The 19,906-nt window shown below is 68.7% G+C and carries 19 protein-coding genes; 11 read left to right on the top strand and 8 right to left on the bottom strand.

Features of this window, described 5'->3' with window-relative positions; translation table 11 throughout:
• From FW784_RS14290 to FW784_RS05880, 4 genes are all read left to right on the top strand, one after another.
• The coding region (locus tag FW784_RS14290) for a hypothetical protein (protein WP_187770696.1) at positions 1-267 on the top strand (267 nt) is incomplete at its 5' end.
• The gene (hemW, locus tag FW784_RS05890; protein ID WP_149352426.1) at positions 264-1,445 is read left to right on the top strand and encodes a radical SAM family heme chaperone HemW; all 1,182 of its coding nucleotides are present in this window, start codon (positions 264-266) and stop codon (positions 1,443-1,445) included. The genes FW784_RS14290 and hemW, both read left to right, overlap by 4 nt.
• 2 nt (positions 1,446-1,447) lie before the next feature.
• Complete coding sequence (locus FW784_RS05885) at positions 1,448-3,730, top strand: DUF1631 family protein (RefSeq protein WP_328592711.1); 2,283 nt, start codon at positions 1,448-1,450, stop codon at positions 3,728-3,730.
• Positions 3,727-4,086, top strand: a complete 360-nt coding sequence (locus tag FW784_RS05880) for a PilZ domain-containing protein (protein ID WP_149352424.1) — start codon at positions 3,727-3,729, stop codon at positions 4,084-4,086. Before FW784_RS05885 ends, FW784_RS05880 begins: the two co-directional genes overlap by 4 nt.
• Positions 4,087-4,092: 6 nt before the next feature.
• Here FW784_RS05880 and FW784_RS05875 read toward each other — a convergent pair whose 3' ends face one another.
• The gene (locus FW784_RS05875; protein ID WP_149352423.1) at positions 4,093-6,681 is read right to left on the bottom strand and encodes a bifunctional diguanylate cyclase/phosphodiesterase; all 2,589 of its coding nucleotides are present in this window, start codon (positions 6,679-6,681) and stop codon (positions 4,093-4,095) included.
• A gap of 85 nt (positions 6,682-6,766) precedes the next feature.
• Between FW784_RS05875 and pepQ the strand changes: the two genes are divergently transcribed.
• Positions 6,767-8,089, top strand: a complete 1,323-nt coding sequence (gene pepQ / locus FW784_RS05870) for a Xaa-Pro dipeptidase (protein ID WP_149352422.1) — start codon at positions 6,767-6,769, stop codon at positions 8,087-8,089.
• On the opposite strand, the gene crcB is transcribed toward pepQ, so the two are convergent.
• Positions 8,090-8,470, bottom strand: coding sequence for a fluoride efflux transporter CrcB (gene crcB / locus FW784_RS05865; RefSeq protein WP_149352421.1), 381 nt, complete (start codon positions 8,468-8,470; stop codon positions 8,090-8,092).
• A complete protein-coding gene (msrB, locus tag FW784_RS05860; protein ID WP_149352420.1) occupies positions 8,470-8,892 on the bottom strand; it encodes a peptide-methionine (R)-S-oxide reductase MsrB in 423 nt (140 codons plus the stop codon). The genes crcB and msrB overlap by 1 nt, the downstream gene beginning before the upstream one ends.
• Positions 8,893-9,001: 109 nt before the next feature.
• Between msrB and lptD the strand changes: the two genes are divergently transcribed.
• The 6 genes from lptD to FW784_RS05830 all read left to right on the top strand — a co-directional run bounded on the left by lptD (position 9,002) and on the right by FW784_RS05830 (position 16,095).
• Positions 9,002-11,437: an LPS-assembly protein LptD gene (gene lptD, locus FW784_RS05855; protein ID WP_425481592.1), complete on the top strand. Its 2,436-nt coding sequence runs from the start codon at positions 9,002-9,004 to the stop codon at positions 11,435-11,437.
• On the top strand, positions 11,434-12,792 hold the full coding sequence (locus FW784_RS05850) for a peptidylprolyl isomerase (RefSeq protein WP_149352418.1): 1,359 nt from the start codon (positions 11,434-11,436) through the stop codon (positions 12,790-12,792). The genes lptD and FW784_RS05850 overlap by 4 nt, the downstream gene beginning before the upstream one ends.
• Positions 12,793-13,776: a 4-hydroxythreonine-4-phosphate dehydrogenase PdxA gene (pdxA, locus tag FW784_RS05845; RefSeq protein WP_149352417.1), complete on the top strand. Its 984-nt coding sequence runs from the start codon at positions 12,793-12,795 to the stop codon at positions 13,774-13,776.
• A gap of 162 nt (positions 13,777-13,938) precedes the next feature.
• Positions 13,939-14,733: a 16S rRNA (adenine(1518)-N(6)/adenine(1519)-N(6))-dimethyltransferase RsmA gene (rsmA, locus tag FW784_RS05840; RefSeq protein WP_149352416.1), complete on the top strand. Its 795-nt coding sequence runs from the start codon at positions 13,939-13,941 to the stop codon at positions 14,731-14,733.
• Between the two features lie 47 nt (positions 14,734-14,780).
• Entirely contained in the window at positions 14,781-15,164 is a 384-nt protein-coding gene (gene apaG, locus FW784_RS05835) for a Co2+/Mg2+ efflux protein ApaG (protein ID WP_149352428.1), read from the top strand.
• A gap of 7 nt (positions 15,165-15,171) precedes the next feature.
• Positions 15,172-16,095, top strand: coding sequence for a symmetrical bis(5'-nucleosyl)-tetraphosphatase (locus FW784_RS05830; RefSeq protein WP_149352415.1), 924 nt, complete (start codon positions 15,172-15,174; stop codon positions 16,093-16,095).
• A 134-nt stretch (positions 16,096-16,229) separates the two neighbouring features.
• On the opposite strand, the gene FW784_RS05825 is transcribed toward FW784_RS05830, so the two are convergent.
• The 5 genes from FW784_RS05825 to FW784_RS05805 form a co-directional block, all read right to left on the bottom strand.
• Complete coding sequence (locus FW784_RS05825; protein ID WP_149352414.1) at positions 16,230-16,739, bottom strand: dihydrofolate reductase; 510 nt, start codon at positions 16,737-16,739, stop codon at positions 16,230-16,232.
• Positions 16,739-17,533: a thymidylate synthase gene (locus tag FW784_RS05820; RefSeq protein ID WP_149352413.1), complete on the bottom strand. Its 795-nt coding sequence runs from the start codon at positions 17,531-17,533 to the stop codon at positions 16,739-16,741. Before FW784_RS05820 ends, FW784_RS05825 begins: the two co-directional genes overlap by 1 nt.
• A gap of 1 nt (position 17,534) precedes the next feature.
• Complete coding sequence (gene lgt / locus FW784_RS05815) at positions 17,535-18,410, bottom strand: prolipoprotein diacylglyceryl transferase (RefSeq protein ID WP_149352412.1); 876 nt, start codon at positions 18,408-18,410, stop codon at positions 17,535-17,537.
• Positions 18,411-18,513: 103 nt separating this feature from the next.
• The gene (locus tag FW784_RS05810; protein WP_149352411.1) at positions 18,514-19,002 is read right to left on the bottom strand and encodes a TPM domain-containing protein; all 489 of its coding nucleotides are present in this window, start codon (positions 19,000-19,002) and stop codon (positions 18,514-18,516) included.
• On the bottom strand, positions 19,002-19,898 hold the full coding sequence (locus tag FW784_RS05805) for a TPM domain-containing protein (protein WP_149352427.1): 897 nt from the start codon (positions 19,896-19,898) through the stop codon (positions 19,002-19,004). The genes FW784_RS05810 and FW784_RS05805 overlap by 1 nt, the downstream gene beginning before the upstream one ends.
• Between the last annotated feature and the right edge of the window lie 8 nt (positions 19,899-19,906).

The following is a 19,906-nucleotide window of genomic DNA, read 5'->3' as shown; positions in this document are numbered from 1 at the left end:
GCCCTGCCGGCGCGCCAGGTGTCGCGGCTGCGCTTCCGGCGTTCGGCGAGCCCGTGGTGCCGCCTGCGCCTGGAGCGGGACGGCCACGGCATCTGCCTCGTGCTCGCTGGCCCGTCGCCGGCGCATCCATCGATCCGTCCGGTCACCCTGTGGATCATCGTCCACGGGCGGCGCCGGGTCTGGATCGATCCGCGCCTGCTCGACGCGCTGGCGTCCATGCCGGAGCATGGCACCGCCCGACAGCCGCACGATGCCTCGCCTGCATGAGTCTCGCCACCCCGCCACTCTCGCTCTACGTGCATGTGCCGTGGTGCGTGAAGAAGTGTCCCTATTGCGACTTCAATTCGCATACCGGGCGGGGCGAGCTGCCGCTGGCGCGGTACGTCGATGCGCTGCTCGCCGACCTCGACCACGACCTGCCGCAGGTCTGGGGCCGCACGATCCGCACCGTGTTCTTTGGCGGCGGCACGCCCAGCCTGCTGCCGGCCGAGCTGGTCGACCGCTTCCTGCAACAGGCAAGTTCGCGGCTGCGTTTCGCGCCCGACTGTGAAATCACGCTGGAGACGAATCCGGGCACCTCCGAATACGGAAAGCTCGCGGACTACCGCGCGGCCGGCGTCAATCGGCTGAGTTTCGGCGTGCAGAGTTTCGATGACGGCTGCCTGGAACGCCTCGGCCGCATCCACGACTCCGCGCAGGCCGCCGACGCCGTCAGGCAGGCGCAGGACGCCGGCTTCGCCGAGATCAACCTCGACCTGATGTACGCGCTACCGGGCCAGGACCTGGCGATGGCCGCGCTCGACATCGAACGCGCGCTGGCACTGTCGCCCACCCACATCTCGCACTATCAGCTCACGCTGGAAGCCAACACCGTGTTCGCCGCGCGCCCCCCGAAGGGCCTGCCGGACGACGACCTCGCCTGGGACATGCAGGAGCACTGCCAGTCGATGCTGGCGCAGGCCGGCTACGAGCATTACGAGACGAGCGCCTACGCGAAGCCTGGGCATCGCTGCGCGCACAACCTCAATTACTGGCGCTATGGCGACTACCTCGGCATCGGCGCGGGAGCGCACGGCAAGGTCACCATGGGCGCCAGCCAGTCGATCCTGCGGCGGTGGAAGCACAAGCATCCGACGCGCTATCTGGACACCGCGGGCACTGCCGACGCGATCGGCGGCGACGAGGCCATCGAGCCCTCGCGGCGGCCGTTCGAGTTCATGCTCAACGCGCTCCGACTGCACGAAGGCTTCGCCTGGACGCAGTTCCTTGCGCGCACCGGGCTGCCTCGGGCGGCGATCGCCGGCCCCCTCTCGACGGCCATCGAACTGGGCTGGCTGGAGGACGACGGCGAGCGCGTGCGGCCCACGGCGCTCGGGCGCCGGTTCACCAACGACGTGCTGGAACTGTTCCTCGACGCCCCGGTGGAAGCTGACATCCACGGCTGAGCGTGCTTAGATCAACACGTTACGTGGGGAAATCCAACTTGTCAGTCCCGTTTCCACCCAACCGGCGGATCCCATCCGCGGACGCGCTCGCGGCCGCGCCGCTGCCGCGTCGGGTGGCGGAGGCTCTGCAGGCTGTGCATTCGCTGGCCTTTGAACTGGTCGTGTCCCCGTTCGATCGGGTGATCCCCCAGATGGAGGACCGGCTCACGCACCTGCGCGACCGCGGTGCGCAGCATTCGGTAGGCGTCAGCTACATGGAGCAGGCGCAGTTGCTGGCGCGTCGCCACGCTCAATTCGTCGCGGCCTTCGCCGAGGCGATCGACGCCGACCTCGCCGCGCTGCGTGAAACCGCACGGTCGCCGCAGCGGGCCCCGGATGCGCAGGCCATGCCGTCCTTCCAGGAGCTGCGCCTCGTCGACGAAGACGAGACCGACGAGGCTACCGAGGTCAAGGCCATCGCGATGCGGCAGGAATCGCGTGCGCCGCTGCCCGTCCACCTGCTTTGCCAGCGCTTTGCCGTGCTCGCAGAGTCGCCGGCGTTCGAACCCGGCCGGCTGCCCGTCGGGCCCCAGCGCCTCTGCGAACTGATGCTCGAGGCGGCGGACGCATGCGGCTTCAGCCTGGCGCTGCGGATCGCGTTGCTGCGCGAGTTCGACCGCACCGTGCTCACGGAATACCCCGGTATCGCCGAAGCCTTCAACGACCAGCTCGACCGCCTGCGCATCATGCCCGGGCTCACCTACGTCCCGTTGCGCGCGCGAGCGCGCGTCGCGACTGACTGGTCTGGGGGCGCGACGCCTGAAGCCGAGCGCCCCCATACCGGTTGGGCGAGCGCGCCTCCGACCGATGCCGACATGTCCACGTTCCGCATGCTGCAGGACATGCTGGCTTCGCGTCGATCCATGGCCGACCGGTTCCGCGGCGGCGGGTTCGCTTCCGGCGCGTCACCCGACGGCGGCGTCGACAACGGCGCTGCCGCGCAACAGCAGCGTGGCGCACGCCCCGAACTTTCCACCGCCGTGCTGCTCGACATCCTGCGCGACGCCGGCGACGAGATCCGCGGACTCGACGTCGATTCGATCCGTCAGTGGGCACTGCTGCAGGCGCGCCATCGCACCGGCGAAGCGGTCGCGCTGTCGCAGGCGGACGCCGACGTCTTCGAGCTGCTGGGCCTGATGTACGCGCAGCTGCAGCGTGACGTGCGCAACGACAGCCCGGCCAACGCGATGCTCGACACGCTGCGCCTTCCGCTCCTGCGCCTGGCGCTCAGCGACGCGGGCGTGTTCCTCCGCGCAACGCACGCCGGCCGCGAGATCCTGAACGCGGTCGCCGAGGCGGGCGCACGCTGGCACGGCACCGACGATGTCGACCCGCAGCTCCTGCTGCATCTGCAACGCATCGTCGATTCGATCGCGCGCGCGCACGACGACGTGGGAGCCGCCTTCCGCTCCGGCGTCGCGGCGCTCGACAGCCAGCAACAGGCCGTCGCGCGGCGCGCCGAAATATCCGAGCGCCGCAACGTCGAAGCCGCGCGCGGCAAGGACAAGCTCGCAGTCGCGCGCCACGTCGGCACCACCGTCATCGACGAGGCGCTCGCCACCACGCGCGTGCCCGCTTTCCATCGGGGCATGCTGCGACATGCCTGGGCCGACGTGCTCACCCTGGCGCACCTGCGAAACGGGGACGACAGCCCCGAGTGGACAGCACTCGTCGACGCGACGCGCGCGCTCGTGCGCGCCGCCGCCGGCAAGGGCGCGGCGCCGGATCTGGTGCTGCTGGTCGATCACTGGCTGGTCACGGTCGGTTACCACGCCGACGACGCAGGCCGCATCGCGCGCATCCTCACCGGTGCGGTCGACGAAGAGACCGACGACGCCGCCACCCGCACCGAACTGGCGATGCGCCTGAAGGTGCGCGCGCGGCTCGGCGAGGAAGCCGGGGGCGATGGCGCGGCCGAGGCCCGTCTCGACACCAAAGGCGAAGCGCAGGCCGAGCGTATCCGTGCGCTGCCCACGGGCACGTGGGTCGAGACACTCGACGAGGCCGGAAACCCGGTGCGTCGCCGGCTTTCGTGGCAGAGCGAAGTCACGGGCCAGCTGCTGTTCGTCAACCTGCGCGGCCAGCGCGTCGCCGACGGCACCGTCAACGAACTCGCCCAGCAACTGGCGGCCGGCCGCGCACACGTGGTGACCGCCGCCGAAGGCCGGCTCGTCGACCGCGCGTGGCGCGTGGCCCTGGCATCGCTGGCCGCCGGCGGAAAGAACAAGACCGGGCAGATCGCATGAATACCTCCGTCGACGAATCACGTCGCAGCCGACGCAGACGGGTGGATGAGCGCGTCGACGTGATCGATTCGATGACCGACCAGGCGATCGGCCAGCTCGGCAACATTTCCGACAGCGGGCTGCTGCTGCTCGCGGGCCAGCCGCTGCACGAGGACTGCCTCTACCAGCTGCGCTTCACCCTCGCGGACCGCAGCGGCCTGCGCTTCCCGCTTGAGATCGGTGCGCACCTGCTGTGGCAGAACGCCGCCGCCGCGCCCGGGCAGGCGTGGATGGGGTTCCGCTTCCTCTCGCTCGAGGACGGCCAGCTCGACCGCCTGCGCGAATGGATCGACGCGCCGGGCGCCACGTACGTCTGAGCCGCGTCAGGCCTTCCGATACATCATCGCCGGCTCGGGCCGGTGCAGCGCATAGCCCTGTGCATGGTCGACGCCGAGCGCGGCCAGCGCCTTGATGATCGCTTCGCTGTCCACCCATTCGGCGACCACCTGCATGCCCCGCTGGTGGCCGATGTCGGTGACGGCGCGCACGATCGCGTTGCTCATCGGGTCACTGATGAGATCCTGCACGAAGCTGCCGTCGATCTTGATCATGTCGACCGGAAGGTTCTTCAGATAGCCGAACGACGACATGCCGACACCGAAGTCGTCCAGCGCGATCCGGCACCCGACCTTGCGCAGCTCACCCATGAAGCGCGAGACAAGCGCGAGGTTGCGCACCGCGAGCGTCTCGGTGATCTCGAAGCACAGCCGTCGCGGGTCCACGTCGTGCCGCTTGATGAGCGAGAGGATGTGCTCGATGAACGATTCGTCCTCGATCGTGCCGCCCGACAGGTTGATCGCGACCATGCGCAGGCCGCGACCTTCCGGATGCAGGCGATCGAGGTTGGCGAGCGCGGTTTCAACGACCCAACGATCGATGTCCGCCATCAGCCCGTAGCGCTCCGCCGCGGGAATGAAGGCGCCCGGCGGGATGACGCGGTCGTCCTCGTCGACCAGCCGCAGCAGCAGTTCGAGCCGCGCGCCGTCGGCGAGCCCGTTGAGCGGATGCACTTCCTGGTAGTAGAGACGGAACCGCCCGGCCTCGAGCGCCCAGCGCAGGCGATGTGCCCACTCCATTTCGGTGCGTCGCTGCGCCGTGGCGTCGTCGCTCGCCGAGAAGAAATGCACGCGATTGCGCCCGGCCTCCTTCGCCATGTAGCAAGCGGTGTCGGCCTGCGCGAACAGCTCCTTGAGGGAGCTCGACGGATCCAGCAGCACGCCGCCGATGCTGGCGCTGATGCCGTAGCTGGCCTGGTCCCACACGAAGGAATACGCGTCGATGTTCTGGCGCAGCCTGTCGGCGACCAGCCGCGCGCCGGCTTCGTCCTGCACGTCACAGGCGAGCACGCCGAACTCGTCACCGCCCAGCCGCGCGAGCACGTCACCGCCGCGCAGTTGCTCGCGCATCACCTGCGCGAGCTGGGCAAGCAACTGGTCGCCCGCCGCGTGGCCCGACGTATCGTTGATCAGCTTGAACTGGTCGAGGTCGATGTAAAGCAGCGCGCAGCGGGGACCCCCGCCGGCCATGTGCGCGAGCGTGCGCTCGACATGGCGTTCGAACTCGCGACGATTGAACAGCTCCGTCAGCGCGTCGTGCGACGCCTGGTAACTCAGCAGCTCGGTCAACTGACGCTGCTGCGAGATATCCGATGCCACCACGAGCCGTTTCCAGCGGTCGTTGATGCGCACGCGGGACATCGAGACATTCGCCCAGAAACGATCGCCGTTCATGGTGCGGAGCATCGCCTCGACGTTTTCCCAGCCGTGACCCTCGGTAACCTCGATGAGCTCGGCACGCCGGTGCGCATCCTCGAACAGGTCATCCAGCAAGGCGCCGTCCACATTCGCCCCGAGGCGAACGCGCGCGGCCTGGTTGGCGTAGATGACCTTGCCGTCCGCCTCGCGCGCCAGCAAGACGAGTGCGGGCAGCAATTCGTTGACCGCGCGGAAGCGTTCCTCGCTCTCGCGATAGCGGCGGGTCATCGCTTCTGCCAATTCCACCGCCCTTCGGCGCCCACCCGCCAGAGACGCGATCCAGAGCGCGAACAGCACGCTGCCGGCGACGCCCGAGAGCAGCAGCGGCAGCACGTCGCGCAGTTCCGCCCGGCCGTGGTCCGCGTCGTGAACGTCGAGGCGCCAGCGGCGACCGCCGAACTCGAGCATGCGTGAATGCCGCCAGCCCGACACAGCCGATGTTTCCCGCGGCTTCGAGTCATAGACGAGCGCCGCGGGGACGGCATCAACGTCCACGATGCGCAGGTGCAGGGCGCGTCGCCATTCCGGACGGAACGCATGCTCGGCGAGTCGCGAAATTCGCAGCGAGATCGCCAGCGAGCCTATGAATCGTGCTCGTCGCTCTTCAACCGTGCGCGGTTGCTCGCCCGGCGAATAGGCGGGCAGGCGCAGCAGCAGCCCATCGGGCTCATGCGACGCGGCATCCTGGATGAGCCGGAACGGCTGCGACAGCACAGAGCGGTCGCTGTCACGCGACGCCTCCAGTGCCAAGAGGTTCGCCGGCTGCCGACGCACGTCCAGGCCCACCACGCGTTCGTTGCCCGCAAGCGGTTGCACGAAGACCGTCGGATACGAGCCCCCTCCCGGCCCCGGCCGGTGTACCGCGTACACGAGCGCCTGCAGCCCGGGCAGCCTGCGGCCCAGTTCGAGTGAGCGATAAGCGCGTTCGAAGTCGTCCGCATCGAGTCCGCGGGACATGAAGCCGGCCTGCAGCGCGCGCAGCCCGAAGTCGTACTGGTGCAGCCGCTCCTGAAGCATCGTGACTTCGGCGTCGGCCAGCGCCGACAGTTGCCGGGCGCGCTCGTCGACCGAGCGGCGATGCTGCCACTCCACCAGCGCGGCCGTGATCGCGAGGCCGGCGACCAGCGCGAGCAGGCCGACCCACCATGGCGCGTGCATTACCCTCGGCAGCCGCCGCCGCGTTCCCGCCGCGCGGGCCTGCGATGGGTCAGAATCCATTCGTTCCCTTCCTGCAGCTGTCGCCATGACCGACCCGAATACGGCTTCCCTGTACGCGCGGCACATCGAAGTGCTGCAGGCTAGAGCCCGCATTGCACTCGAGCGCGGCGGCTTCGAGCATCTGGTTGTCCCGAGCGGCAACCCCCATTACCAGGTGTTCGACGATCGTGACTATCCCTACGCCGTCAACCCGCAGTTCAAGGCGTGGGTGCCGTTGACGCGTAACCCCGGTAGCTGGCTGGTCGTCACGCCGGGCCGTCGACCCAAGCTGATCTACCTTCAGCCGCGCGATTACTGGCATGTGGTTCCCGAAGCGCCGGTTGGCTGGTGGGTGGAACATTTCGATGTAGCCGTCGTGCGCACCGCCGAGGAGGCGATTCCCCATCTGCCCCCCGCTGCCCGTTGCGCGATCCTGGGCGAGCCGCAGGGCGTGCGGGCCGAGTATGCTCCGAACAATCCCGCGGCGGTGGTCGCCTACCTCGAATATCACCGCGCATTCAAGACGCCGTACGAGATCGCGATGATGCGCGAGGCGTCCCGCATCGGCGCGCACGCGCACCGCGCGGCCGAGGCCGCTTTCCGGCACGGGCTGAGCGAGTTCGATATCCACCTCGCCTACTGCGCCGCGGCCCGGCAGGACGCGAACGACCTGCCCTACGGCAACATCGTCGCCCTCAACGAGCACGGCGCGGTGCTGCATTACACGCAGCTGGACCGCGAGGCGCCCGCCGCATCGCGCAGTTTCCTGATCGACGCGGGTGCGAGCTACGCCGGCTACGCCTGCGACATCACGCGCACGTACTCCGCGCGTGACGACGACTTCCAGGCGATGGTCGACGCCGTGGACGCCGCGCAGCAGCGCATGTGCGCGCAGGTGCGTTCGGGCGTGGACTACCGGCGCATCCATCTGGACGCACACCTGGCGCTCGCGGGCATCCTCCGCGACCACGGCGTGCTCAAGGTGTCGGCCGAGGCAGCCGTCGAAAGCGGCGTGAGCTCGACGTTCTTTCCCCACGGCGTCGGCCACGGAATCGGCCTGCAGGTGCACGACGTCGCCGGCTTCGCCGCCGCGGACGCGGGCACGGCGACCCTCGCCAAACCCGACGGCCATCCCTACCTGCGTCTCACCCGCACGATCGCGCCCGGCATGGTCGTCACCATCGAGCCCGGCATCTATTTCATCGACATGCTGCTGGACGATCTGCGCGCCGGCCCGAATGCGGCGAGCGTGGATTGGGCGCGGGTGGCGGCGTTCCGCCCGTACGGCGGCATCCGAATCGAGGACGACGTGGTCTGCACCGAAAGCGAGCCGCTCAACCTGACGCGGGAAGCGTTTGCGCGCCCCTGATCAGCGCGCGATCGCGATCGCCTTCATGCCCAGCCACACCGCCGCCAGCCCGAGCAGCACGCTCGCCACGACATAGCCCGCCGCGAGCAGCGAATCGCCGCGGCGCAGCATCAGCGCGGTTTCCAGTCCGAACGCCGAGAACGTGGTGAAGCCGCCCAGCACCCCAGTGACCAGCACCAGCCGCGCCGGGCCGTTGAGACCCGGCAGCTGCTCGGCGAACGCCGCGAACACGCCGATCAGCGCGCACCCGAGCACGTTCACCGCAAGCGTACCTACGGGGAATCGCAGCGCCCCGGAAAACGGCAGCAGCCAGCCTCCCATCAGATGTCGCGCGATGGCCCCGATGAAGCCACCGACGCCCACCAGCAATGCGTCCCGCATCAACCGGACGGCTCCGGCACGAAGTCCATCGACGCCGAGTTGATGCAGTAGCGAAGGTGCGTCGGCGCCGGCCCGTCGGGGAAGACGTGACCCAGGTGCGAGTCGCAGCGCGCGCACTTGACCTCGACCCGACGCATCCCGTGCGCACTGTCCACGTGTTCGGTGACGGCCTCGGGCTTCGCGGGGCGCGTGAAACTCGGCCAGCCACTTCCCGAGTCGTACTTGTCCACGGAGAGGAACAGCACCTCGCCGCATGCCACGCACGTGTACGAGCCGGCGACCTTGTGGTCCCAGAACCTGCCCGTGAACGCGCGTTCGGTGGCCGAGCACCGGCACACGGCGTACTGCTCCGGGGTGAGCTTCGCGCGCCATTCGTCGTCGCTGTGCTGGACGGGCGCGTCCTGTCTGTCGTCTGCGGTCATCTCGTCTCCATTGGAAGAGCCCCGACTTGCCGCGTTGCCGCCCCGTCGGGGATGCGGCAAGCTACCCGCCCGATGGCTGGAACGCCATTCATACCAACGGATGCCCCGCGTGCGAAACACTCTCCGCCTGCTCCCGTTATCGCTGTGCATCGCCATCGCCCTTCCCGCGATGGCGGCCGAGGACGACGAGGACTGGAGCCTCTGTCCGCTTCGCGATGCGGTCCCGGCCTTCGAGGGCGTCGCAACGCCGACCACTGGCAATACCAAGACCCGCATCCAGCAGCCTACGGATCTCGAGGGCGACGCTCTGCAGGGCACCGAGAACGCCGACACGCTGGTGCAGGGCAACGTCCGCCTCAAGCGCGGCGACCAGTTCCTCGGCACCGACCGCCTCGTCTACAACCAGACCACCGGCGCCTACAAGGCCGACGGCAGCGTGCGTTACCAGGATTCGGGCATGCGCATCGTCGCCAAGAGCGCCGAGGGCAACCAGGACTCCGATACCCACCAGATCAACGACCTGCAGTACCAGTTGATGCGTCGACGCGGCAACGGCGGCGCCGACAGGATCTCGCTCAAGGACGACGCCGGCGCCCTATACGGCGCCACGTATTCGACCTGCGACCCCGGGCAGCGCGCGTGGGAACTGCGCGCGCGCGAGATCGACATCGACATGGCGAAGGGCCGCGGCGTCGCCCACAACGCCACCCTGCGAATCGGCCATGTCCCGGTGCTGTACGTCCCCTGGTTCCCCTTTCCGACCGACGATCGCCGCCAGACCGGCCTGCTGTATCCGTCGATCGCGAGCTCGAGCCGCAACGGCTTCGACTGGCGCCAGCCGATCTACCTGAACCTCGCGCCGAATTACGACGCCACGCTCTACCCGCGCTTCATGAGCAAGCGCGGCGTGCAGCTCGGCGGTGAGTTCCGTTGGCTCTACGAGCAGGGCCGCGGCACCGTGTACGGCTCGTGGATGCCGAAGGACGACCTGCCCGGCCGTCGGCCCGAGCGCTACCTCAACGACCTCGCCGGCCATCCGATCCCCGGCGCCACCCTGCCGGACAACAACCGTGGCCAGTTCGGCCTGTCGGCCGTGCACAGCTTCGATCCCACCTGGTACGCAAGCGCGAACCTTGGCTGGGTGAGCGACACGCACTACCTCGAAGACTTCAGCAACAGCCTCTACGGCGTGTCCAACTATTTCATCCGTAGCGAGGCCGGCGTCTACGGTCGCGGGCGCTACTGGAACGCCGGCGTATCGGCGGATCACTACCAGCTCGCCGACTACACCCTCACCGACGCCAATCTTCCCTACGACCGCCTGCCGCGCCTGTTCGGCCACTGGGCCCAGCCGTACGGCAGGTGGTTCGAGGCCGGCGCCGACGCCGAGCTGGTCCACTTCCAGCACGCCGGTTACACGGGCCAGACCGGCCAGTTCGATGGCACGCGCCTCGACCTCAAGCCCTATATCGCAGCCAACTTCGACGGCGCCAGCTGGTTCCTGCACCCGAAGCTCGCGTGGCGCTACACCGCATGGCAGCTCGACAACGCCTGGCGCACGCAGGCCGGGATCGCCGATACCTCGCCGTCGCGCAGCGTGCCGATCACGTCGGTCGACGCCGGCATGTACTTCGACCGCGCGACCCACTTCCGCGGCGAAGGCTATCTGCAGACCTTCGAGCCGCGCCTGTTCTACCTGCGCGTGCCCTACAGCGACCAGACCGCGATCCCGCTGTTCGACACGGCCCCGATGACGTTCAGCTGGGGCCAGCTGTTCCGCGACAACCGCTACACCGGTGCCGATCGCCAGACCGACGCGGACCAGCTGACGATCGCGGCGACCACGCGTTTCATCAGCGAGGCCGACGGTCGCGAGAAGCTGGCGCTGAGCCTCGGCCAGATCCGCTACTTCAAGGACAGCCGGGTGTTCATCCCGGGCGCCGAAACGCCGGTCGCGCAGGGCAAGTCGGCGTGGGTCGCGGACGCCAGCTTCGCACCCACCGACCGCTGGCTCATCAACGGTGCCTACCAGTGGGATCCGAAGATCCGCGGCCAGGACCTTGCAAGCCTGCGCGCCCGCTATCTGGTCGGCGACCGCGGCATCGTCAACATCGGGTACCGGTACCGCCGCAACACCACGTTCAACCCGGCGATCCCCGGCAGCGAACAGGACCTGATCAAGCAGACGGACTTCTCGTTCCTGTACCCGATCACCGACAACTGGAGCATCGTCGGCCGCTATTACTACTCGCTGCTCGACCACAAGCCGCTCGAGGAGATCGCGGGCGTGCAGTGGGAGAGCTGCTGCCTGGCGGTGCGTGCCGTGGCCCGCCGCTACCTGCGCGACCGCACCGGCGAGCTGAACAACGCAATCCAGCTGGAAGTTGAACTGAAGGGCTTGGGCTCGGCCGGGCAGAAGTCGGAGCGCGTATTGCGCCGTGCTATCTTGGGCTACGATCGCGACGACCTGTATCTGGTCCCGCCGCGGACGGTGAGTCAGACCGTCTCCAACGGCACTTCCCCCAGCACCGACCCCACTCCATGAAGACATCATCCCGCCCGGTGAAGACGCTTCTCGCGTGCCTTCTGGCCGCCTCGAGCGTCGCGTCCGTCGTCCCGCTCACCGCGTTCGCGCAGCAGCAGACCCAGGATCTCGACCGCATCGTCGCGGTCGTGAACGAGGACGTGGTCCTGCGCAGCGAACTCGACCACGCGATCGCGAACGTCCGGGCCCAGTACGCCGGCAAGGAAGCCCAGCTTCCGCCGGCCGACGTGCTGGAACGCCAGGTGCTCGAGCGCCTCGTACTGACCAAGCTGCAGGTTGCACGTGCCCAGGAGACCGGCGTCACGGTCAATGACGAGGAGGTCGATCAGGCGATCGCTGCCATCGCGCGCCAGAATGGCACCAGCGCCGAGCAGCTCCGCCAGCGCGTCACCGCCGACGGCACCACCTTCGACGAGTTCCGCGCCTCCGTCCGCGAGGAGCTGACCCTGCAGCGCCTGCGCCAGCGCTTCGCGCAGGGCCGGATCAACGTCAGCGAAGCCGAGATCGACGCCGCGATGGCGGCGACCGCCACCTCCGGCAAGCAGTACCACCTCGCCCACATCCAGGTCGGACTGCCCGAGGGCGCGACGCCCGAGCAGATCGCCACGGCGCAGAAGAAGATCGAGGGCATCAAGGCCCTGATCGAAAAGGGCGAGATGGATTTCCAGGCGGCCGCCGTGCGCTATTCGGATAGCCCGAATGCGCTCGAGGGCGGTGACCTGGGCTGGCGCGGCGGCGACGAGATCCCGAACGCGTTCGCGCGCCTTGTGCAGAACATGCAGCCGGGCCAGATCACCGATCCGATCCGCGGCCCGAGCGGCTTCCAGCTGCTGCGCCTGGTCGAAGTACGTGACGCCTCGGAGGGCGCACCGCAGATGGTCACCCAGTTCCACGGGCGCCACATCCTGATTCGCATCGCCGACGGCAAGACCGACGAGCAGGCGCATGCGGAGGCCGACACCCTGGCCGCGCGACTGGCCGGCGGCGCCGACTTCGCACAGCTCGCCAAGGCGAGTTCGCAGGACCAGAACAGCGCCGGCAAGGGTGGTGATCTGGGCTGGTTCGCTGCGGACGAGTTCGGCCCCGAGTTCGCCGCGCAGCTCGGCGCCCTGCAGGACGGACAGGTCTCCAAGCCGTTCCGCACGCAGGCGGGCTGGCACGTTCTGCAGCGCATCGAAACGCGCCAGGCGAACGCCACGGACCAGACCCGTCGCGCGCAGGTCGCCGAGACCATCGGCCGTCGCAAGCTCGAGGAAGAGTGGAACCGCTACCTGCGCGAGCTGCGTGGCGAGTCCTATGTCGATGTCCGGCTTGGTAATGCCACGGCGCCTGCGGCGCCCGCCTCCGGCAGCTGAGTGACTCCACTCCGGCTGGCGCTGGTACCGGGTGAGCCGGCCGGCGTCGGCCCCGAGCTTTGCGTGCGGCTCGCCCAGCGGCCGCGCACGCATGCCCTGATCGCACATGGCGACCCCGGCGTCCTGATGGATGCGGCGGGCCGCCTCGGCCTTGCGCTCGAACTTGTCGACCCCGCCGACACGGCCGCCTCCCAAGCAGGCACGCTGGGGCTGGTGGCATTTCCGGTCGCCCGGCCGGTACAGGTTGGCCAGCTCGACGTGGCGAACGCCGCATCCGTGATCGGTGCGCTCACCGCGGCCGCGCGCGGCTGCATTGATGGGCGGTTCGCCGGCCTCGTCACCGGCCCGGTACACAAGGCGATCGTCAACGACGCCGGCATCCCCTACTCCGGGACCACCGAGCTGCTCGCCAGGCAGGCCGGGTGCGACGTCGTGATGATGCTCTGCCACGACGACTTGCGGGTCGCGCTGGTCACCACCCATCTGCCCCTGCGCGAGGTCGCCGATGCGATCACGCCCGCCGCGATCGATCGCACGCTTCGCATCGTGGACGGCGCGCTGCGTCGGGACTTCGGCATTGCCGCGCCCCGCATCGCCGTGCTCGGCCTTAATCCGCACGCCGGCGAAGACGGGCATCTGGGCAGCGAGGAGATCGACGTCATCGCGCCCGCGATGGCCACCCTGCGCGATGCCGGGCTGCGCCTGGTCGGGCCGCTGCCGGCCGATACCGCGTTCCTGCCCGCGAAGCTGGCGGATTTCGATGCGGTCGTGGCGATGTACCACGACCAGGGCCTGCCGGTGCTCAAGTACAGCGGATTCGAGCGCGCGGTAAACATCACGCTGGGCCTGCCGTACCCGCGCGTGGCGGTCGATCACGGCACGGCGCTGGACCTGGCGGGTACCGGGCAGGCCGATCCGTCGAGCCTGTTCGCCGCGGCCGATCTCGCTGCGCGGCTGGCGTCGAACAGGGCGCGCAGCGCCTGAGGCGCGAGTCGCCGGGTGAGGCCTCGCTCCCTGTGTTGCACACGGCGGAGCGTGTCGGGATCGGCGTCCTTCCGCCGCGCTGCAGTCACCCGACGTCGACGTCATGCCGAACCGAAGCCGCTGCGCGCGCAGCCGTTACCGCGTGTGCGGGATAATTCCCGCATGACGAGTCATTTCAGCGAACCGCCGAAGAAGCGTCTCGGCCAGCACTTCCTGCACGACGCCGGGATCATCGCGAACATCGTGCACGCGGTGGATCCGCAGCCGGGCGACCGGCTCGTCGAGATCGGCCCGGGTCAGGGCGCGATCACGTTTCCGCTGCTCGACCGGCACCGCGAGCTCACCGTCATCGAGTTCGACCGGGACCTGATCGCGCCGCTCACGCATGCCGCGCAAGCGCACGGCACCCTGCACGTCATCCATTCCGACGTGCTGAAGGTCGACTTCACCGCGCTCGCCGAGGGCGGCACGCTTCGGCTGGTCGGCAACCTGCCCTACAACCTGTCGTCGCCGATCCTGTTCCATGCGCTGGACCACGCGACCGTCGTGCGCGACATGCACTTCATGCTGCAGAAGGAAGTGGTCGACCGCATGGCAGCGGGCCCGGGCAGCAAGGTGTATGGCCGTCTGGGCGTGATGCTGCAGGCCTACTGCCGCGTGACACCGCTGTTCGACGTGCCACCGGCCGCGTTCCATCCACCGCCCAAGGTCGACTCGGCGGTCGTGCGGCTCGTGCCGCGTCCGGCGGCGGAGATTGCAGTGCGCGATCGCGCCATGTTCTCGCACGTGGTGCGCGACGCCTTCGGCCAACGCCGCAAGACACTGCGCAACGCGCTCTCGAAGGTCTGCGATGCCGACGCGTTTGCAGCCGCCGGCATCGAGCCGTCGTTGCGCGCCGAGCAGGTGCCGGTCGAAGCCTTCGTCGCGCTCGCGAACGCGCTCGCCGGCACCGCGTGACGACTGCGCGGTTTCGCCATCCCGCCATGCCACGTAAACTCGGGCGGATGAATGAATGCGATCCCCACGCAATCGGTGTCGAGGTCCAGGCTCGCTATCTCGAGAGCGAGTCGGCACCCGAACAGGAACGCTACGTCTTCGCGTACACGGTGCGCGTGCAGAATCACGGCTCCGTGGGCGCGCGCCTGCTCGGGCGCCACTGGATCATCACCGACGCACGCGGACAGGTGCGCGAGGTCGATGGCGAAGGCGTGGTCGGTGAACAGCCGATGCTCGAACCCGGCGAAGCCTTCGAATACACGTCCGGCGCAGTGCTCGAAACCGACCTCGGCACCATGCGCGGCAGCTACCGCATGCTCGCCGACGACGGCACTTCGTTCGAGGCCCCGATACCGTCGTTCACGTTGACCGTGCCGCGCACGCTGCACTGACCGACGCATGACGGTCTGGGCCATTGGCGACCTGCAGGGCTGCTACGACGCGACACAGCGGCTGCTCGAACGCATCGCCTTCGATCCGGCGAAGGATCGCCTGTGGTTCTGTGGCGACCTGGTCAACCGCGGCGGGCAATCGCTCGAGACGCTGCGCCTGGTGCATTCGTTGCGTGACCACAGCGTTGTCGTGCTCGGCAATCATGACCTCTCGCTGCTCGCGATCGGCGGGCGGCGCGAAGAGGAACAACGCAAGGTCAATACCGACCTGCAGCGCGTTGTAACGGCGCCCGACCGCGACCAGCTGCTCGACTGGCTGCGCACGCAGAAGCTGATGCATGTGGATCGCGAACTGGGCTGGTCGATGGTGCACGCGGGAATCGCACCGAAGTGGACCATTTCGATGGCCGAACGCCACGCGCGCGAAGTCGAGAAGGTGCTGCACGGCGACCAGCATTCGCGACTGCTCAAGCACATCTATGGCGATGCGCCCGCCTGGAACCCGCGCCTTGCGGGCATCGATCGCTGGCGCGCAATCATCAACATCTTCACCCGCATGCGTTTCTGCAGTCCGCGCGGCCGCATCGCGTTCGAGGAAAAGGGCTCGCCGGGCACGCAACCAGCCGGGCTTTATCCCTGGTTCTCGGTGCCCGGGCACGCGCCGCGTGACCTGAAAGTGGTATGCGGGCACTGGTCGTCGCTCGGATTGTTCATCGGCCACGGCGTGCATGCCATCGACACCGGCGCGGTGTGGGGCGGCAGGCTGACGGCGCTGCGTCTGGACACCGACGAGCTGCAGGTGGTGCAGGTGCCGGGGCGCGACGTGCCCGCACAGCCGCCCAAACAGCGCGCCCCGAACGCGCGCGACGCTCGCCGTGAACACGGACGCGGGCCGCGGCCCGGAAAGCCGGCGGCGACGCAGAGCGAGTGAATCGGGCCGCGGATGGGCTTAGGTAAGCCCGATCGGTGCGGCGCGCGAAGACCTTCCACACGGCTTCAGCACGGACGGCACGCACGCCCACGCATCGATGCGCAGCGGCAGCCGCGCGGCCTGCGCCCGTCCGCCTAGGTTCGCGCAGGCTTGGCCCGAACGAGATCCACGAAATCGAACGCGTGCGCGTGCGTGGCGTCGGCAGCGTGGTGCGTACGCGCCACTTCGGACCATTCGTCGAGCGGAAACGGCGGGAACCACGTATCCGAACGCGCCACCGCGGTGTCGACCAGCGTCAGGTGCAGCCACGTCGCGATCGGCAGCGTCGCTTCGAACACGCCACCGCCGCCGATCACGGCAAGTTCCTCCGCACCTTCCGCGCGCACCCGGTCCAGCGCAGCCTCGATGCTGGGCACCGGTTCCATGCCATCGAACGGCACGCGCCCGCTCCGCGTAAGCACCAGGTTGAGCCGGCCTGGCAACGCGCGACCCAGCGATTGCGCGGTGCGACGCCCCATCAGCATCGGCTTGCCGAGCGTCAGCGCCTTGAAACGCTTCAGGTCGTCGGGCAGATGCCAGGGCAAGCCGCCGTCCACGCCGATCGCGCGTTCGCGGTCGTAGGCGACGACGATCGAAATGCGCATCAGACCGCCACGGGCGCCTTGATCGCCGGATGCGGGTCGTAGCCTTCGATCGCGATGTCGTCGAAGGTGAATGCGAACAGGTCGTCGATGTCGGGATTGAGCACCAGCTTCGGCAGCGCTCGCGGCTCGCGCGAAAGCTGTTCGCACGCCTGTTCGACGTGGTTCGAATACAGGTGTGCATCGCCCAGCGTGTGCACGAAATCTCCCACGCCCAGCCCGCACACCTGCGCGACCATGTGCGTCAGCAGTGCATAGCTCGCAATGTTGAACGGCACGCCGAGGAAGATGTCGCCGCTGCGCTGGTACAGCTGGCAACTGAGCTTTCCATCGGCGACATAGAACTGGAACATCGTGTGGCAGGGCATCAAGGCCATGCGCGGCAGGTCCGCGACATTCCAGGCGCTGACGATCAACCGGCGCGAATCGGGATTGCGGCGGATCTCGTCGACGACCCACTTCATCTGGTCGATCTCGCTGCCGTCGCTGCCCGTCCAGCGGCGCCACTGCTTGCCGTACACCGGGCCCAGCTCGCCATCGGCGTCCGCCCATTCGTCCCAGATGCTGACCTTGTTCTCGCGCAGGTAGGCGATGTTGGTTTCGCCGCGCAGGAACCACAGCAGCTCGTGGACGATCGAGCGCAGGTGCAGCTTCTTGGTGGTGACCAGCGGAAAACCCTGCGCGAGGTCGAAGCGCATCTGCCAGCCGAAGACGCTGCGCGTGCCGGTGCCAGTGCGGTCGTCCTTCAGCGTGCCGTGGTCCAGCACATGCTGAAGCAGCTCGAGGTACTGCCGCATGTCAGCCCGCCGCAGGCACGGGCTGCAAAGTAGGTTGCCGGCGCGACCACCACAGCCAGCCCAGGCCGAGTGCGATCAGCGGCAGGCTCAGCAGTTGCCCCATCGTCAGCCAGTTCCATGCGAGGTAGCCGAGTTGCTCGTCCGGCACACGCACGAATTCGACGGCGAAACGCTGGATGCCGTAGAGCAGCGCGAACATGCCGCCCACTGCGTAACGCGGCCGCGGGCGGCTCGAGAAGGCCCAAAGGATCAGGCCGAGGAACAGGCCCTCGAGCGCCGCCTGGTAGAGCTGCGAAGGATGCCGCGCGAACACGTCGAGCGCGCCCTGCGCGTGCAGGGTGCGCAACTGCTGCATCGGCATCGACGCATACGGCTGCGGCAGGCTGTGGGGAAAGATCACGCCCCAGGGGCCAGTAGTCGGCTTGCCCCACAACTCGCCATTGACGAAGTTCGCCACGCGCACGATGCCCAGGCCCGGCGGCACGAGTGGCGCCACGAAATCCATCGCGTCCATGAAATGCAGGCGATGTCGCCGGCACCAGAGCGCAATGCCGGCCATCACGCCCAGCAGCCCGCCGTGGAAGCTCATGCCGCCTTCCCAGATCCGCAGGATCATCAGCGGGTTGTGGATGAAATCGCCGAAGGCATAGAACAGCACGTAGCCGATGCGGCCGCCCAGCACGACGCCGAGCATCCCGTAGAACAGCATGTCGCCGAACGCCTGCTCGCTGATGCCTGGCAGCCGGCCCGCGCGGATGCGACGACGCCCGAGGTACCACGAGGCCATGAAGCCGAGCATGTAGGCCACGCCGTACCAGTGCACCTTCACGGGGCCGAGGCTGAGCGCAATCGGATTGAGGTCGTGCAGGTACGTCATCGGGCGCGCAGCCAGCGGCGGAGTCGGCCGACATTGTGGCCGTTGCGACGCCTCGCGTCATTCGCGCCGACGGGCGCCGGGGATGACCGGGCCGTCCACGGCGTCAGAGCAGGTGCGGGCGGTCGGCCAGCTCGTTGGTATCGACGTAGCCCGACGGCCGCGGAAAGTGCAGTTCCAGCAACGCCGAGATCGCGTCGATTGCGCGCATGACCCCGCCCTCGGTATCGCCTGCTCGCATCGCCGACTCGAGGTCCCTGCAGATGACCGACCACTGGGCGGCATCGACATGACCGCTGAATCCGCGGTCGGCGACGATCTCGATCGCGCGATCAGCCAGCAGCATATAGACGAGCACGCCGTTGTTCGCCGCGGTATCCCAGACACGCAGGCGCGTGAATACGTCGAGTGCGCGATCACGTGGACGGTGGTCGTCCAGGGCGAGCCGGAACGGCAGCGCGGCCTCGACCGCGAAGCAGATCTCGCCGGTGTGGCGCGCCTCGCTGGCGGCGATAGCCGCGCCGATGCGCTCGAGCATTTCGGGCGGGAATGCGCCACCCGACGACGGAGCGAACAGATGCCGGAGCGCGCGCATTACCAGCTCCCCGAGGCGCCACCGCCCCCGCTCATGCCGCCGCCACCGCCCCAGCCGCCACCACCGCCGCCGCCGAAGCCACCGCCTCCGAAACCGCCGCCTCCAAGCCCGCCGCCCCACCAGCCGCCAGCGCCAGAGCCGGCGTATCCCAACCGGCGTCCTCCGGCCAGGCCCATGAAGAAGCCGAGCAGCCCGCCGATCACGCCGATGAGGATGCTGCCGAGCAGCCAGGCGATAGCGCCGGCCGCCAGGCCGCCCGCGATGCCGCGGAAGAACGCCGGCGTGCGGCCGAAAATGCCGCGCACGAGCTGCGCCACGAAGTACGCCGCGATCAGCCCGAAGAACGGGTTGCCGCCCGAGCCGCCGCGCTGCGACGACGCGTTCTGCGTTGCCATCGGCGCCGGCAGCGGCTCGCCGTCGATCACCTGCGCGAGGACCTTGGTCGCCTCGCTGAGCCCGCCTGCGTAGTCGCCCTGCTTGAATCGCGGGGCCATGTATTCGTTGATGACGCGGATCGCGGTGGCATCGGGGATCGCGCCTTCCAGCCCGTAGCCGACTTCGATGCGCGCGCGGTGGTCATCCTTCGCCACCACCACCAGCACGCCGTCGTCGACCTTCTTCCGGCCGAGCTTGTACTGCTCGAACGCGCGCACCGCGTACTCCTCGATCTCCTCGGGCTTGGTGGTCGGCACCATCAGGATCTGCAGCTGCGCGCCCTTGTGCTGCTGCAGCGCGAGCGCCTGCTGCTCCAGCTGCTGGCGCGACTGCGGATCGAGCGTGGCGGTGGTGTCGACCACGGGCGACGTCAGCGGCGGAATCGGCGCGACGTCCTGCGCCAGCGACGCGAACGCCGCCGACAGGAGCGCCAGCGCGACGAGCGGGTACTGCGCAGAGATCGGCGCTT

The sequence above is a fragment of the Cognatilysobacter lacus genome, from assembly GCF_008274655.1.
Lineage (GTDB): Bacteria > Pseudomonadota > Gammaproteobacteria > Xanthomonadales > Xanthomonadaceae > Cognatilysobacter > Cognatilysobacter lacus.
The sequence above is the reverse complement of the archived record's forward strand: the minus strand, read 5'-3'. Positions and strand labels throughout refer to the sequence as shown.